Annotated in this window: 13 protein-coding genes; 5 read left to right on the top strand and 8 right to left on the bottom strand. The window is 57.9% G+C overall.

All coding sequences use genetic code 11. From position 1 onward, the window contains the following. The first annotated feature begins 72 nt into the window (after window positions 1–72). A complete protein-coding gene (locus DU29_RS0118025; protein ID WP_028622928.1) occupies window positions 73–339 on the top strand; it encodes a ParD-like family protein in 267 nt (88 codons plus the stop codon). Further along, complete coding sequence (map, locus tag DU29_RS0118020; RefSeq protein WP_028622927.1) at window positions 336–1,142, top strand: type I methionyl aminopeptidase; 807 nt, start codon at window positions 336–338, stop codon at window positions 1,140–1,142. Before DU29_RS0118025 ends, map begins: the two co-directional genes overlap by 4 nt. Window positions 1,143–1,208: 66 nt before the next feature. Here the strand turns inward: map and DU29_RS0118015 are convergent, their stop codons facing one another. Beyond that, on the bottom strand, window positions 1,209–2,546 hold the full coding sequence (locus tag DU29_RS0118015; RefSeq protein WP_028622926.1) for an MFS transporter: 1,338 nt from the start codon (window positions 2,544–2,546) through the stop codon (window positions 1,209–1,211). A 258-nt stretch (window positions 2,547–2,804) separates the two neighbouring features. On the opposite strand from DU29_RS0118015, the gene DU29_RS0118010 reads away from it, so the two are divergent. Further along, window positions 2,805–4,106, top strand: a complete 1,302-nt coding sequence (locus tag DU29_RS0118010) for an Nramp family divalent metal transporter (protein ID WP_028622925.1) — start codon at window positions 2,805–2,807, stop codon at window positions 4,104–4,106. 174 nt (window positions 4,107–4,280) lie between these two features. Here the strand turns inward: DU29_RS0118010 and DU29_RS0118005 are convergent, their stop codons facing one another. From DU29_RS0118005 to DU29_RS0117975, 6 genes are all read right to left on the bottom strand, one after another. Next, complete coding sequence (locus DU29_RS0118005) at window positions 4,281–6,731, bottom strand: TonB-dependent siderophore receptor (protein ID WP_028622924.1); 2,451 nt, start codon at window positions 6,729–6,731, stop codon at window positions 4,281–4,283. 90 nt (window positions 6,732–6,821) lie between these two features. Further along, window positions 6,822–7,745, bottom strand: coding sequence for a FecR family protein (locus tag DU29_RS0118000; protein WP_028622923.1), 924 nt, complete (start codon window positions 7,743–7,745; stop codon window positions 6,822–6,824). Then, window positions 7,742–8,251 (bottom strand): RNA polymerase sigma factor, encoded by a 510-nt coding sequence (locus DU29_RS0117995; RefSeq protein WP_033050675.1) that lies wholly within the window; start codon window positions 8,249–8,251, stop codon window positions 7,742–7,744. The genes DU29_RS0118000 and DU29_RS0117995 overlap by 4 nt, the downstream gene beginning before the upstream one ends. A 473-nt stretch (window positions 8,252–8,724) precedes the next feature. Continuing rightward, a complete protein-coding gene (locus tag DU29_RS01000000130175; protein ID WP_050483134.1) occupies window positions 8,725–9,087 on the bottom strand; it encodes a hypothetical protein in 363 nt (120 codons plus the stop codon). A gap of 286 nt (window positions 9,088–9,373) precedes the next feature. Continuing rightward, the gene (locus tag DU29_RS0117980) at window positions 9,374–10,417 is read right to left on the bottom strand and encodes an LLM class flavin-dependent oxidoreductase (protein WP_028622921.1); all 1,044 of its coding nucleotides are present in this window, start codon (window positions 10,415–10,417) and stop codon (window positions 9,374–9,376) included. A 105-nt stretch (window positions 10,418–10,522) separates the two neighbouring features. Further along, window positions 10,523–11,008: a flavin reductase family protein gene (locus tag DU29_RS0117975; protein ID WP_028622920.1), complete on the bottom strand. Its 486-nt coding sequence runs from the start codon at window positions 11,006–11,008 to the stop codon at window positions 10,523–10,525. A 318-nt stretch (window positions 11,009–11,326) separates the two neighbouring features. On the opposite strand from DU29_RS0117975, the gene DU29_RS0117970 reads away from it, so the two are divergent. Beyond that, a complete protein-coding gene (locus DU29_RS0117970; protein WP_028622919.1) occupies window positions 11,327–12,733 on the top strand; it encodes a purine-cytosine permease family protein in 1,407 nt (468 codons plus the stop codon). 52 nt (window positions 12,734–12,785) lie between these two features. Here DU29_RS0117970 and srmL read toward each other — a convergent pair whose 3' ends face one another. After that, a complete protein-coding gene (gene srmL, locus DU29_RS1000000131635) occupies window positions 12,786–13,697 on the bottom strand; it encodes a PheS-related mystery ligase SrmL (protein ID WP_236645626.1) in 912 nt (303 codons plus the stop codon). Window positions 13,698–14,213: 516 nt separating this feature from the next. On the opposite strand from srmL, the gene DU29_RS1000000132470 reads away from it, so the two are divergent. Beyond that, the gene (locus DU29_RS1000000132470) at window positions 14,214–14,483 is read left to right on the top strand and encodes a hypothetical protein (RefSeq protein ID WP_152635563.1); all 270 of its coding nucleotides are present in this window, start codon (window positions 14,214–14,216) and stop codon (window positions 14,481–14,483) included. Window positions 14,484–14,568: the final 85 nt, after the last annotated feature.

Genomic DNA, 14,568 nt, shown 5'->3' with positions numbered 1-14,568 from the left:
CAATTGACCGTTGCGATCCTCAGGTTGTCTGTCTAATATACGTTTCATAGTCGTTTCGTATAGGTGTGAATGATGGGCATCGTCAAAATCTCCGAAGCAATGCATGACAATCTGCGCATCGCCGGCAACGCGTTAAGCCGCTCGATCAACGCCCAAGCGGAGCACTGGATGCGTATCGGCATGCTCGCCGAGCTGCATCCAGAACTCAATCACAACGAGATCAACCGATTGCTGATTCGCGCCGAGCTGGCGGGCGGCCTTGATGTTGCGCACTTGTGCGATGCCAGCGCGCTGCCGGCGAGCAGCGCCGCCCGCGCAACAACGGGGGCAGAAGCATGAAGGCGAATGTCATCATTCACAGCGCCGCAGACATCGCCCGATCCCGCGCCGCCGCCGCCCTGGCCGCTGAAGTGCTGGCGATGATCACACCTCATGTCAAACCGGGCATCAGCACCAATGAACTGGACGCCCTGTGCCGCCAGTACATCGTCGACGTGCAGAAAGCCATCCCGGGCAACATCGGTTACCACGGCTATCCAAAAACCATCTGCGCTTCGGTCAACGAAACCGTCTGCCACGGCATTCCCTCAGATGAGCCGCTGAAGGACGGCGACATCCTCAACATCGACATCGCTGTCCTCAAGGATGGCTGGTATGGCGACACGAGCCGGATGTACCGGGTGGGCGAAGTGAGTGCCGAGGCACAGCGGCTGATCGACACCACTTATGAAGCCATGTGGGCGGGCATCCGTGTCGTGCGTCCCGGCGCGACGCTGGGCGATATCGGCCATGCCATTCAGCAGGTCGCCGAGAACGCCGGTTTCAGCGTCGTGCGCGAATATTGCGGCCATGGCATCGGCAAGGTGTATCACGATGAACCGCAGATTCTCCATTACGGTTATCCGGGGCAGGGCCTGAAGCTGAAGAAGGGCATGATATTCACCATCGAGCCGATGCTGAACGCCGGTAAGCGTCACGTGAAAACCCTGGGCGATCGCTGGACAGTGGTCACCAAGGATCAATCCCTTTCCGCGCAGTGGGAGCACATGATCGCGGTGACGGACGATGGCTTCGACGTGCTGACGCAGTGGCCTGAAGTCGCCGTTCATGAGCAACCTGCCGTCGAGTCGGCATTGCCTTAGACCGAGTGCCGGCACCGCCAGTCCCGAGTGAAAAAAATCCCGCCAACACGGGATTTTTTTTGACCGTCAGACCACGACGGGTTTCGCCGTTGTGGCATCGCCTGCGGGAATATCGTGCAGGGAAATTCGCGAGGTTTCCGGCAGTGCCAGTCCACCGGCCAACGCCATCAACGCCACGGCCATCAAATAAAACGCCGGCGAGAGATTGCTGCCGGTGGCGCTGATCAACCACGTTGCCACAAGCGGCGCGGTGCCGCCAAACAGGGTGTACGCCATGTTGTAGGTGATCGCCGACGCGGTGTAACGGGTGCGCGTGGGAAAGGTCTCCGAGAGCAGGGCGGCGGTGACCACGCCACACAACACCGCGCCAATCGCCAGCAGCATGACGCCGGCAATGGACGCTGCGAACGAGCCGGAGCTGGCCATCAGGAATGATGGATACACCGCGACAATCAATAGCGCACACGCCGTCATCACAGTCATCCGCCGCCCGACCCGGTCGGAATACCACCCGGCGAGCGGGCAGATCGCCGCGGCAAAAATCAGCGCGATCAGCGACACCAGCAACGCCGCAGCACGGCTCAAACCGCCGGCCACTTGCAGGTAAGTCGCGAAGTAAGTGGTGAACATGTAAAACGACAGGGCCGTCAGCGAAACGAAAGCGCCCAGGCAGCAAATAGCGGCGCCATGGTTGCGCAGGGTGTCCTTGAGCGGCGAATGCGCCACCGCGTGTTCCTGAGTCACGGCCTGGAATGCCGGGGTTTCATCAAGCTTCCAGCGCAGATAAAGCCCCACCAGACCCAGCGGCGCAGCGATCAGAAACGGCAGGCGCCAGCCCCAACTGCCCATGGCTTCGGCCGACAACGAGGCTTCCAGCGCATACGCCACCACAGCCGCCGCCGCGAACGCAGAAAAGGTCGATACCGGAATGAAGCTGCCATACCAGGCCCGCTTGTGATTCGGCGCATGCTCCATCAGATAGGCGCACGCACCCGCGTATTCGCCCCCGGCAGAAAACCCTTGAGCGCAGCGGATCAGGGTGAGCAGGATCGGCGCGATCACGCCAATCGCGGCGTAGGTGGGCAGCAGACCGATCAGGGTCGTCGCACCCGCCATCAGCAAAATGGTCATGGCCAGCGTGCGCTTGCGACCAATCCGATCGCCGAGCATGCCGAAGAAAATCCCCCCGAGCGGCCGGAAGGCGAAGGCCACGGCAAACACCGCGAACGTTTTCAGCAGGGCGACGCTGGCATCGCCGCTGGGGAAAAACTGCTGGGCGATGGTCGTGGCGAGAAAGCCATAAACGGCAAAGTCGAACCACTCGACGAAGTTGCCGATGGCCGCGGCGACAATCACTTTTTTCAGCGTTTTCGGGCTGACTTGCTCGGTAGCGGCGCTGGTCATGCTGAACCTCGACGATTTCATCAATGATCTTGCGATTATTCAGGAAGCCGCTGAATCGTCTCAGCTCAAAAGTGTCGTCTGCGTAGTCAGGACCGACGCTGAGAGTGCTGGGCTGAAGCGGCGCGCTCGCTTTTCATGGGCTGCACTCAGCGCAGAAACATTTTCTTACACTCTCCGTGCAAGAAAGGTTGTACGACGACGTACCTCCATGTTCGACTGCGTCCGTTCTCACAAAAAAAATAATGGAGATACTCCTCTATGCCGAGCATTCCATCGGTCGAAGGCCAAGCCCTTGCGCCCACGCAAAATCGCTTCTCACGGATATTGAAGCTTCTAGGTCCAGGGATCATCGCCGTGTTGTCCTGGCTGGGGGCGGGCGACCTGATCACGTCTTCTGTCGCCGGAGCAAACTACGGCTACGCGATGATGTGGGTATTGGCAGTGTCGTTGCTGCTGCGCTACCTGATCGTCAACATCATTGCCCGCTTCCAGTTGTGCAATAACCAGGGTATGACCATCCTCCAGGGCTACGCCCAACTGAATCCCTTCTTCGCCTGGTTCATGCTCGTGTACGCCCTGTTGATGGGCCACTTGATGAACGCCTACATGATCAAGGGCGCCGGTGAATCCCTGGCGATGTTGCTGAAAATCGACCATCCGTTGTTGTGCTCCGTCGCGGTGGTCATTGCGGTGTGGCTGCTGGTTGGACGCAATATCTATTCGATGATCGAAGGCGTGATGAAAGTGCTGCTGGCGATCATGACGCTGGCGTTCATTGCTCTGGCGGTGATGTCCGGTCCGGACGTGGTCGGCATCGTCAAAGGCACCATCGGCTTCAGCATTCCACCCGATGAAGGTGTGCACGGCGCGTTGCTGGTGGCGGTATCGGTAATTGGCGCGGTGGCTGGCTCGATTGCCAACTTCGTTCACCCGTACGTAATGCGTCAGAAGGGTTGGGTCGGCCCCGAGCACAAACGCATTCAGCGTAATGATTTGCTGTTTGCCGTGTTCGTCGGGATCGTGATCAACCTGGCGATCTGGATCGTCGGCGCAGAAATCCTTCGGCCCAATGGCATCGAAGTTAAAACCTTGAGCGACCTGGGCAAGGCCCTTGAATTATTCTTCGGCCCAATCGGTTGGTACGTTTTCTTCATCGGCGTCTTCGCCACGCTGTTTGCCAGCATCTCGGGCAAAACCACCGCGTTCCCGATGCTCATCACCGATGCCTTCCAGCACGTGCAGCCCAAGCGTCGCGACAAGTACGGCAAAGAGTTTCACCATGACCCGATGCACAAGTGGTTCATGCTGTTCATCCTGGTCACGCCGCTGATCTGGTCGCTGCCGGGCATGCCCGACTTCGTCACCCTGACGATTGGCGTCAGCGCCCTGAACATCATTGGCTTGCCGGTGATTTCTCTGGGTCTGCTGATCATGTCCAACCAGAAGTCGTTGCTGGACAAGAAGTATCGCAACAACCTGTTCGAAAACATCGCACTGCTGTTCGCCACCGGCCTCGCGCTGTGGGTGGCCTTCCAGCTGGGTGTTGATCTGTTCAGCTGACAGGGGAAAGGCTCCTCATGGATGAGGAGCCTTTCAGAGCGCAGCCCACTTTATCGCAGGCAAAAAAAAGCCCGCGATGGGGGGTGCGGGCTGGTAATCACAAAGGAGCTCGGTACACCGTACGCTGGTGCATGTGAAAATAGTGTGATCGATGTGAAGCGGGTTTTCCGAAGATCACCAGAACGTGCCGCGCAACGTCAGCATGTGGTTGCGGGGTTCGCCATACCAGTTGGTGGCGGACGTTGAGCCCACCGTCGCGTAGTAGGTTTTGTCGAAAATGTTGTTGGCGTTGTAGGTAACCGTCCAGTGCTCGTCCACCCGGTATTCTGCCAAGGCGTTCCACACCGCGTAACCCGCCTGGCTGAAGTCGTAGGCATTACTGGCGCCGTTAGCCGTGACCGTGCCGCTGAAGTAGTTTGAGCTTTGCAGGTTGACGCCGCCGCCGACCTTGAAGTCTGACAACATGCCTGGCAGGCGATACGTCGAGAACATCTTGAACAGGTGTTTGGGCGTTTGCGTGCTGATCGGTGCCTTGGCATTTCGATTGCGATTGTTGTTGTAGGTGTAGCCGGCCATCAGCATCCAGTCGGGCATGACCTCGCCGGACATTTCCATGTCGACCCCTTTGCTGACCACTTCGCCCTGGTCCAGCCAGCAGCAACTGCCGGAGAAGGCAAAGTCGTTGGTCGGAAAGGCCGGATCGCGCACGCCCTGGTTCTCGCGCGTGGTGTAGTAGAGCGCGATGTTGGTGTTGACCGCGCCGCCGAACAGCTCGCCTTTCAAACCGGTTTCATAGGTCTTGCCTTCCATCGCGTCCATCGGCGAGCCGGGCAGGGGACCTTGCAGGAGGTTGACCTGAGGCTTGTAGATTTCCGAGTAGCTGCCGTAGACCGACCACTCATCGTTCAAGTCATAGACCAGGCCGCCATAAGGCGTGACTTTAGTCGGCTCGCGCATGTCGATGTTCGATTGCGTGGTCCAGGTCGTGCCGACACGGGTCTGGTAAGTCTGTTCGAATGTGTAGCGTTGAACCCGCGCGCCGAGGATCAAGTGCAACGGCTCGGCCAGTTGCAGACGCAAACTGCCGTACAGACCGTATTGCTTCTGGTCGTTGGGATTGTAGTCGCGGGTGTAATTGCGATCGTTGGCCGGTTCCGGGAATGGCGTGCTGTCCGGGTCAAACGGGCTCAAAGGACCACCCGCTGATGGATAGCGACCAGTGCCCAGCCAGCGGCTGGAGATTTCCTGGTAGTCCGCACCTACCACCAGATCGTGCTGCAAGCCGAACATCTGGAAGGTGCCGGACAGGTTGGTGTCGAGCATGCGCTGCTGGTTTTCCTGTTTGCTCGAACTGCCGAACCACGTCAGGCCAGTGCCGGTGGCGGGGTTTATGCCCACGCCATTGGCTGTGGTGGTTTTGAAATAGCCGACATCCCAGAGGTCGGTGTACGACACGTTGAGCTTCCAGTCATCGGACAGCTGATGGTCGATTTTGGCGAACACCTCGCGGCCGGTGGCATCGGTGTAGGCCCAGTTTTCACTCATGCCGGTGCGCCTTGGCAGGCCAATGTCGGAGCCGTCCAGGTAACGCGGCACTGAACTCTGGGTACCGTTTTCGTGGGATTTGTTGTAGCGGATGCCGGCGGTGAGCATCGTATCGTCGGTGATGTCGGCCTCCAGCACGCCATACACGAACGGTTTTTCGGTGCTGCGGTTATCCACGAAATACTGGCGATCGGTGTTGGCCACGACCATCCGCCCGCGCAGTTTGCCGTCGAAGGCAATCGGCCCGGTGACGTCCAGTTCCTGGCGGTAGTTGTCCCAACTGCCGGCCGAGGCGCTGAACTTCAGCTGAAACGTGTCCATCGGGCGCTTGCGCACCATGTTCACCAAGCCACCTGGGTCCCCCGTGCCACCGAATAACGCTGCGGTGCCGCGCAGCACTTCGATGTGATCGAATTCCGCCAGATCGTAGACGTTGGACGAATAGAAACTGCCCAGCGAACTGCCTTGGGCCATGGGCGCCGCGCCATCGAGCTGGAAGTTCTGAATGGTGAAGCCGCGCGAAAGAATGTCGAAGGTGCGGTAGGTGTTGTTCTGCACGGAAATGCCCGGCGTTGCACGCATCGCATCGTTGATGTCGGTCATTTGCTGATCGTCCATCAACTGCTCGCTGACGATGGAAATCGACTGTGGCGTCTGACGCAGACTCGTTGGAGTCTTCGAGCCGACGCTGGTCAGGCCGGTGGTGTAAGACCCCGAGTTTTCCGTCGCCTGGCCCATGCCTTGGCCTTCGATACGTGTGCTGCCGAGCTCGATTGCCGTGTCGTTGCGTTGCGAAATGACCAGCGTCGAGCCTTGCTGCTGGTAAGTCAGGCCGCTGCCGTCGAGCAAGCGTTGCAGCGCATCAAGGGGCTCTAGCGTGCCCCTGAGCGCCGGCGCGCTGCGCTGGTCAACGATACCGTCATCCACTGCAATCGTCAGCCCTGCGCGTTCGCCCAATTGTCGCAGCGACGTTGCCAACGACTGCGAGGGTAAATCAAAGGCAATGGGGGCCGCCAACGCGTGCCCGGTCAGCGCCAGTGACAGGGCAACCACCAGTGAATTCAAGGAATGACGATGCATGGGTTTTCTCGTTTTAGGGAGCAGATACCTAATGACGCGGTAGCTCGCAAAACCCTGATGTCGTCGTGCGAATTCTTTTCAGCGGCATCGTCAACGCGCCCGCAACTGAGTACTGCCATCAAGCTGTGTGACCTGAACCGGCGCCACGGCCGGCAACGCCGCCAGGAAGCTGTCGATGTCGGCAAGCTGTACGACGGCGGTAATCAACGGCGACTTCTTTCCGGGCAGCGTGATCACCGGACGTTCTCGATAGCGTGAAAGGCTGTCGGCGATTTCCGCGAGATCCGCCTGGGTAAAAACCAGTCGCCCGCGCTCGAAGGCGAAGGCGTTATCTGCCGGCAGGGGCAAGCGTTTGAGGGGCTCACCGCGAATGACCTGCGCCACATCGCCCGGGTGCATTTGCAAGCGGGTTGCCTCGCTGTCGACTTGCACCTGGCCGCGTTCGAGGCTGATCCGAAGCCTGTCTTGCAGACGATTGACCGCGAAACGCGTGCCCAGCACCGTCACGCGCGCCAATCCGGCGTCGATCACAAACGGTCGCTCGACGTCGCGGGCCACATCGAAAATTACTTCGCCCTGCAACAGCAAGAGCAGGCGTTGCTGGCCGTCAAACCGAACCAGCATGCGCGTGTCGGCGCCTAGCGAAAGTTGCGAACCATCGGGCAATCGATATGGCTGGCGTTGACCTTTGGTCGTTTGTAAATACTGTTCGTAAACGCCGCTTTTCGTCCAATGACGCCACGACAAACTGCCGACCAGCAGCCCGACCAGCCCCAACATGCCGTTGCGCAGGAATCGCCGCCGTCCGTTATTTTTCTCCATCTGCTGCGCCAGGGCTTCGGTCTTGCGGGTGGAGGAAAAGTCGCCCCACAGCTCGGAAAATGCCTGGTACTCGGCCCGATGCCGAGGGTCGGCACGCAACCATTGGTTGAACCGGGCACGGTCCTGATGATCGTCTTCCACCTCCAGCAAGCGGACGAACCAGACGGCAGCCTCTTCGCGCGGTGAACTCATGGGCAAAGCGCTTCCCGCGCCGCGCGCAAATCCAGCAACGCACGCATCAAATGGCGCTCCACCATGTTCAGGCTAATGCCCAGCATGGTCGCGATATGAGCCTGGCGATGGCCTTCGATGCGCGCCAGCCAGAACACTTCGCGGCAGCGCGCGGGCAGGCAATCGAGGATGCGCTGCAAAGCTTCAAGACGCTGCTGCATGTCGACCAGATGCTCGGCAGAGGGGGCAAAGTCGTCGGTCTGGTGTAGCTGAGGGCTGACGCCGCTCTCGTCTATCAACGCGACGTATCGCGCGGCGTGGCGGTAATGATCGATCAACACGGAATGCGCGACGCGGCGCAGGTAGGCGTTCGGTTGATCAATGGTGATTCGTTGGCTGGCCAGCATGTAGCGCACGAACGCATCGTGGAGGATATCGTAGGCGTCGTGCACGCAACGGGTCTGCCGACTCAGGCTGAGCAGCAGATCCGTGTAGGCCCACCTGAGATTGATACCGTTCCAGTTCATTGTGTCCACTCCTGCCGCCAGCAGCCTGCTGACCTGTTGGTAACAGGCGTCAGCCGGCAGCGCAGTTGTCGGAAGACCGCGCCGCTGGGTCGCAAGGATAAGGGCTTTGCGAAGTTAGTGCAAATGGGAAGAATTACTATTCGCGCTTGTTGTCCATGGTGTTTCGATCGTGCCAAGTGTCGATTTTCATTCTTTGCTTGCCGCTTGAACCGCCAAACGGGCACTGCCGTGTCTGGCAGAGACCGGGGCTGGGGCAATCACACCGGCACAAATGCTCAGCTGTTGCGTGCAAGTCATTCGCTACAACATGGCTTACATGCAATGCGGTTCGACCTGGTATCAACCGCAGTATCAGGGCAGTGATGTGACGTACATCGTGGTGGATGCGCCTTGAGGGGCGCTTCATCAAAATGAACACAGCAAAAAGCCCGGGATCACCGGGCTTTTGGGGTTTACCGATTCACTGCGGCGAATCAATAGCGCTGATACTTCGAACCGAACTCTGCGCGGACATCCGCAACCAGCACACCATCGATTGCTGCATTGGCCGGGCTCAGTGCAACCCGATTCTGCTGCAGACGATCAGAACCATCAGCGGCGATGCGGCTTTCGATCCGGCGATCTGAACCGTCAGCGGCGATGCGGCTTTCGATGAGGCGGTCAGAACCGTCGGCGGCGATGCGACTTTCGATCAGGCGATCAGAACCGTCAGCGGCGATGCGGCTTTCGATCAGGCGATCAGAACCACCTTCGGCGATAGCATTTGGGGAAGTAGCGGCGAAAGTGTTGGCGGCCAGTACCGAGAAAGCGATGCCGAAGAAGAGTTGGCTTTTCATGTCTGTGTACTCCGAAGCGTTGTAAGTGGGTATGGGTCTAGTGTTACGCCGCTCGGTTTTTTTGAGAACTTCATTGGGCTGATGGTGACTATCAACGTCAGCGATGTGAGGGGATAGCTAGCAGATCTCGCGGGACGCGAGCAGCAGATCGACAGGTTCGAGCTCCCGTGCCGATGGGGCGACCAGGTGCGCGTCAATGGGAAGAGGTAGAGAAGGGCTGAAGATTGCGCTATGACAAAGTAAACCCAGCCCTCCGGTTTAGCAGCCGGAAGGCCGGTTAGCTGGATTAACGAAAAGCCGGAACCACGTGTTTGATGAACAGCTCCAGGGATTTCTTCTTTTCCGCATGGGGCAAGCTGTTATCACACCAGAAGCTGAACTCGTCGACGCCCAATTCCTGGTAGTACTTGATGCGCGGAATGATTTCTTCCGGCGTGCCAATCATTGCGGTCTTGTGCAGGCTGTCGAGGGTGAACTCTGGACGCTCGGCGAATTTCTCTTCGGGGCTTGGCTCCAGGAAACCGTTGACTGGCGCTGTCTTGTTGCCGAACCAGGCATCAAAAGTGCGATAGAACCGGGAGATTGCCTTGGCCCCGACTTTCCAGCCTTCGGGATCGTCCACACCGTGTACGTGGGTGTGACGCAGCACCATCAGTTGCGGGCGCGGCACGTCCGGATTGTTGTCCAGGGCTGCTTGAAACTTGTTTTTCAGATCCAGCACTTCCTCATCGCCCTTCATCAGCGGCGTGACCATCACATTGCAGCCGTTGGCCACCGCGAAGTTGTGTGAATCAGGGTCGCGCGCGGCGATCCACATCGGCGGATTGGGTTGCTGGATCGGCTTGGGTACGCTGGTGGACGTCGGGAATTTCCAGATGTCGCCGTCGTGGGCGTAATCGCCTTTCCACAGGGCCCGCACTACCGGAACCATTTCCCGCAGTGCCTGGCCGCCGGAGGAGGCAGGCATGCCGCCGGCCATGCGGTCGAATTCCACTTGATAAGCGCCGCGCGCCAATCCAACTTCCATCCGGCCGTTACTGATTACGTCCAGCAACGCACATTCACCGGCCACCCGCAGCGGATGCCAGAACGGCGCGATGATCGTGCCGGCGCCCAGGTGAATGGTGGTGGTCTTGGCGGCCAGATAGGCAAGTAAAGGCATTGGGCTTGGCGAAATGGTGTATTCCATGGCGTGATGCTCGCCGATCCACACGGTGCTGAAACCGCCGGCCTCGGCCATCAGCGTCAGTTCGGTCAAGTCCTCGAACAACTGGCGATGGCTGACACTTTCGTCCCAACGTTCCATGTGCACGAACAGGGAAAATTTCATGACGCGTTACCTCTGAACTTTTGTTGACGGCCAATCGACTGAAGGCCTGTTAATTCTGGTATACCATAATACGAGAAAGGCTCAAAATTTTTGAGCGTCGATTTCTCAAGCCATTACGGGTAATTCGCCCATTTTGCCGTGGCAGTAGACCAGTGGTCCCGCTTTCTGCTGGGGCACGATCAGGTTTTTGACTGCACCCACCATAATCGCGTGATCTCCACCTTCGTATTCACGCCACAATTCGCATTCGATGACGGCGGTCGCGTTCGCCAGAATCGGATTGCCCAACTCGCTCAACGTCCACTCGATCCCCTGGGCTTTGTCCTTGCCCTTGCGTGCGAAGGCATAGGCCTCGCTCTGCTGACCGCCTGACAACACGTGGATGGCAAATCGCTTGTTTTTGATCAGCACTGGGTAGGAATCGGAACTGTAGTTAGGGCAGAAAAGCACCAGTGCCGGGTCGATTGAGAGCGAGCTGAAAGCGCTGGCAGTGAGCCCGACGATCTGACCGTCGTCATCCAGTGTGGTAATGACGGTTACACCGGACGGGAACGAGCCCATGACTTGTTTGTAGATGGCTGCATCGATCATTGGACTGTCCTCGGGTGTACACATTTTTTTGGGTTTGTAGGTCCGATGGTATACCGTAATACATGTTTTGCAAGGGCTTATTGTATCGTCCGATAAGCGTGACCTTTCCAGGTTTCGGCCAGTAAATACGGGGTTTTATCTGCAGGTGGCGCATGGTTTTACGTTGAAAAAGCGCATCAGATGGTCAGTAAAAACCGCATCAGTCTTGTGAAATGTTTGGAATACCATAATATGGCCTGCATCTGAGGGGCAGCCAAAAGAGCTCCCCCGGTTTGGCTTCATACAAATATAAGATCAGACAAACTCGAGTTCATTCCTATGTCCCAGATGACCCGGCAAGATCCGTTGATCGAGAATCATACAGTCGACTACGTCCCACTCGCTGAGCGCCACGGGAAGGCCCGCGATCTTTTCACCCTGTGGTTCAGCACCAACATTGCGCCACTGCCGATTGTCACCGGTGCCATGGTGGTTCAGGTATTCCACCTGGACCTGTTTTGGGGCCTGCTGGCGATTGCGCTTGGGCACATGATCGGCGGGTTGGTGATCGCACTTGCGTCGGCTCAAGGGCCGCGAATGGGCATTCCGCAAATGGTGCAGAGTCGAGGTCAGTTCGGACGCTACGGCGCACTGCTGATCGTGTTCTTCGCTGCGCTGATCTACGTCGGTTTCTTCATTTCCAACATTGTCCTGGCCGGCAAATCGATTGTCGGCCTGGCGCCTTCGGTGCCCGTCCCGGTTAGCATCATCATCGGCGCGCTCAGCGCCACCGCAATCGGGATCATCGGCTACCGCTTCATCCACACGCTCAACCGTATCGGGACCTGGGTCATGGGCAGCGCCTTGCTCGCTGGCTTCATCTACATTTTTGCCCATGAACTGCCCGTCGATTTTTTCACCCGTGGCGAATTCAATCTGTCCGGCTGGCTCGCCACTGTGTCGCTGGGGATCATCTGGCAGATCAGCTTCTCACCTTACGTGTCTGACTACTCGCGTTACCTGCCAGCGGACATCGGCATTGCCAAGCCGTTCTGGGCCACTTATCTGGGCGCTACGCTGGGCACGATCTTGTCGTTCACCTTCGGCGCGGTCGCGGTATTGGCCACCCCGGAAGGCACCGAGGCAATGGACGCTGTGAAGCAGTCTACCGGCTGGCTGGGACCGATTTTGATGGTGTTGTTCCTGCTTAATATCATCAGCCACAACGCGCTGAACCTGTACGGCGCGGTGCTCTCGATCATCACCTCGATCCAGACGTTCGCCAGTCAATGGACACCGAGCGTCAAGGTGCGCGTGGTGCTCTCGAGTGTGGTGTTGGCGGGTTGCTGCCTGGTCGCGCTGGGCGCCTCGGCGGATTTCATCTCGCAATTCATCGGGCTGATTCTGGCGCTGCTCCTGGTGCTGGTGCCGTGGGCGTCGATCAACCTGATCGATTTTTACCTGATCAAGCGCGGCAACTACGACATCGCCTCGATCTTCCGTGCCGATGGCGGCATTTACGGGCGCATTAATCTGCATGCGATTGTGGCGTATTTCATCGGGATCATTGTGCAGCTGCCGTTTGCCAACACCTCGTTGTATGTAGGGCCGTACGCCAATCTTGTTGAAGGGGCGGATTTGTCCTGGCTGGTGGGACTGGTGGTGACCTGTCCGTTGTATTACTGCCTGGCGACGCGGGGGCAGACGCAGGAGGGCAGGGCAGCGCGGTTGGGGTATAGCGATTGAGGACTCGCATTATTTCCCGTTGCCCGGCCGAAGCCTGGCAACGGGCGAGATTTCAAGCGTTAGCCGAGTCCATTCTGTAGCCGGCGCCCGGAGCACCCTCATGTAATGCCGACTGGATCCTGGCATAAAGGGTGTTCGCTTCAGCGGTGGTGATAGACCGCGAGCAGTCACGCAGTACTACGCGCAGAAGCACGTTTTCCTGGCCGGGTAAAAGGCCGAGGCGCTCGATTGCCTGCATGGGTAAGTCTGAAAGCTCCCAACGACCTTTGATTTGCATTTCTTCGATCCAGTCAGCGCAGTCGCCAGCAGCTTGCAGCATGCGCTCTGTCAGCACTTCCTCGCTCAGTCCGGGTGTGACCGCCAAGGAAATATCACGAGTGATCGAGGGCAGGCGCGACACCGCCTTCCAGGGGGCCAGGTCATGCAGTTGCGCTTGTACACGTGGGTTCTGATCCCGTAGCAGACGAATGTCGGGGATGCCTTTGCGCAACATGGTCAGGCGATCCAGCCCCATGCCGAGCGCCAGTCCCCCGTGTTGCAACGGATCTATTTGCAACCGGTTCAGTAGTGACGCTGCAATGCGTCCGCACTCCAGCACTTCGACGGGATGTCCCTCATTCAGCACGTTTACCTCGATGCCGCCTTCGGTGTAGTGGTGGGCATTAGGGCTGTGGACCCAAGACCTGCCCGGGACAGCGGATATCAAAATATCGCTGACCAAACGTAACAGGTGCGCGTGCGTCGACAATTCGGGATCACCGAGCACCCAAACATCCATTTGATGCGGTTCCGCGCAATGCCAGCGATCGCGACTATCGCGTCGGAAAGTGATCCCGGGTGCTGCCAGCACTATCATCTCGCCTGGGCGCCGGGTAAACGCAGCTTGCTGGATAGCTGTCGGAATCTGGCTGGTTGTCTGTGTGCGCAGCAACGAATCGTCGTCGACCCAACGGGGTGTGTTCACTGCCGAGGGTTATTTCGGCGGGGTCATATCCCAGCAATCCGTAGTTGTCCTGCGCCGAAACAATCCTCGGCCCGGTGTGGATTGTGGCCTGCGGCCAACCCTTATCGCAGAGCCCGGAGAGTATTTCATTTATGAGTAGACGGATTGCGTGATCCGGGGAGCTTTTCTCAGTGAGGTCCTGGAACTTTAGAGCCTGATCGGTGGCAGCCTCTGTGAGGTATTTTCTTTCCGATTGCATTGAAGAATCCTCGGTAAGTATCGATGAGCTTTGATTCAAGAAAAGCCACCGAATAACCTAGCGAGACTGAAAGGCTGAAAAAAGATAAAACTGAGAAACTCATAATTTTCGGAGTGTGGCTACAGACTCATCCTACATCTATAGCCAGAGGTTTCATTTATCTTAGCCTGAAAGGTTGTCGGCATAATGGCCGTGCTAGCCAGCGCGGATTTTTAATTTCAGACACTTGGGAGGATTCATTACAGCAGTTGCGCAAGTGCGTTTCCGAAGAGGGTGCATTGCTGACAGTTGATGATAATCGCATCACTTCATTCAAAACGGCGAAGGCAGAGCATGTTGGGCTTTTGGAACTGGCCGCTGGTTCCCGAGGGGTGATGCTTACAGAATTTGCAATTGGTGTTAACGCTGCAGTCGGTCCTCATATCGATTATGGAATTAACTCTCAGATGAATGAAGGAGTGAGTGGGGTGCACGTCGCTATTGGCGACGGCTCATCTGGATACCATATTGATTTTCTTTATCCGGACGTAAGAGTTGTTCCCCGATGAATATTCTCACGCCTGAAAACAGAAAAAAATGGGCCACCGCAACCCGACGTTGCGGCGACCCCGAGGGTGACACTTGGATCTCGCA

The sequence above is a fragment of the Pseudomonas sp. Ant30-3 genome, from assembly GCF_000690905.1.
In the GTDB taxonomy this organism is placed as follows: domain Bacteria; phylum Pseudomonadota; class Gammaproteobacteria; order Pseudomonadales; family Pseudomonadaceae; genus Aquipseudomonas.
This window is presented reverse-complemented; position numbering and strand designations above follow the sequence as displayed.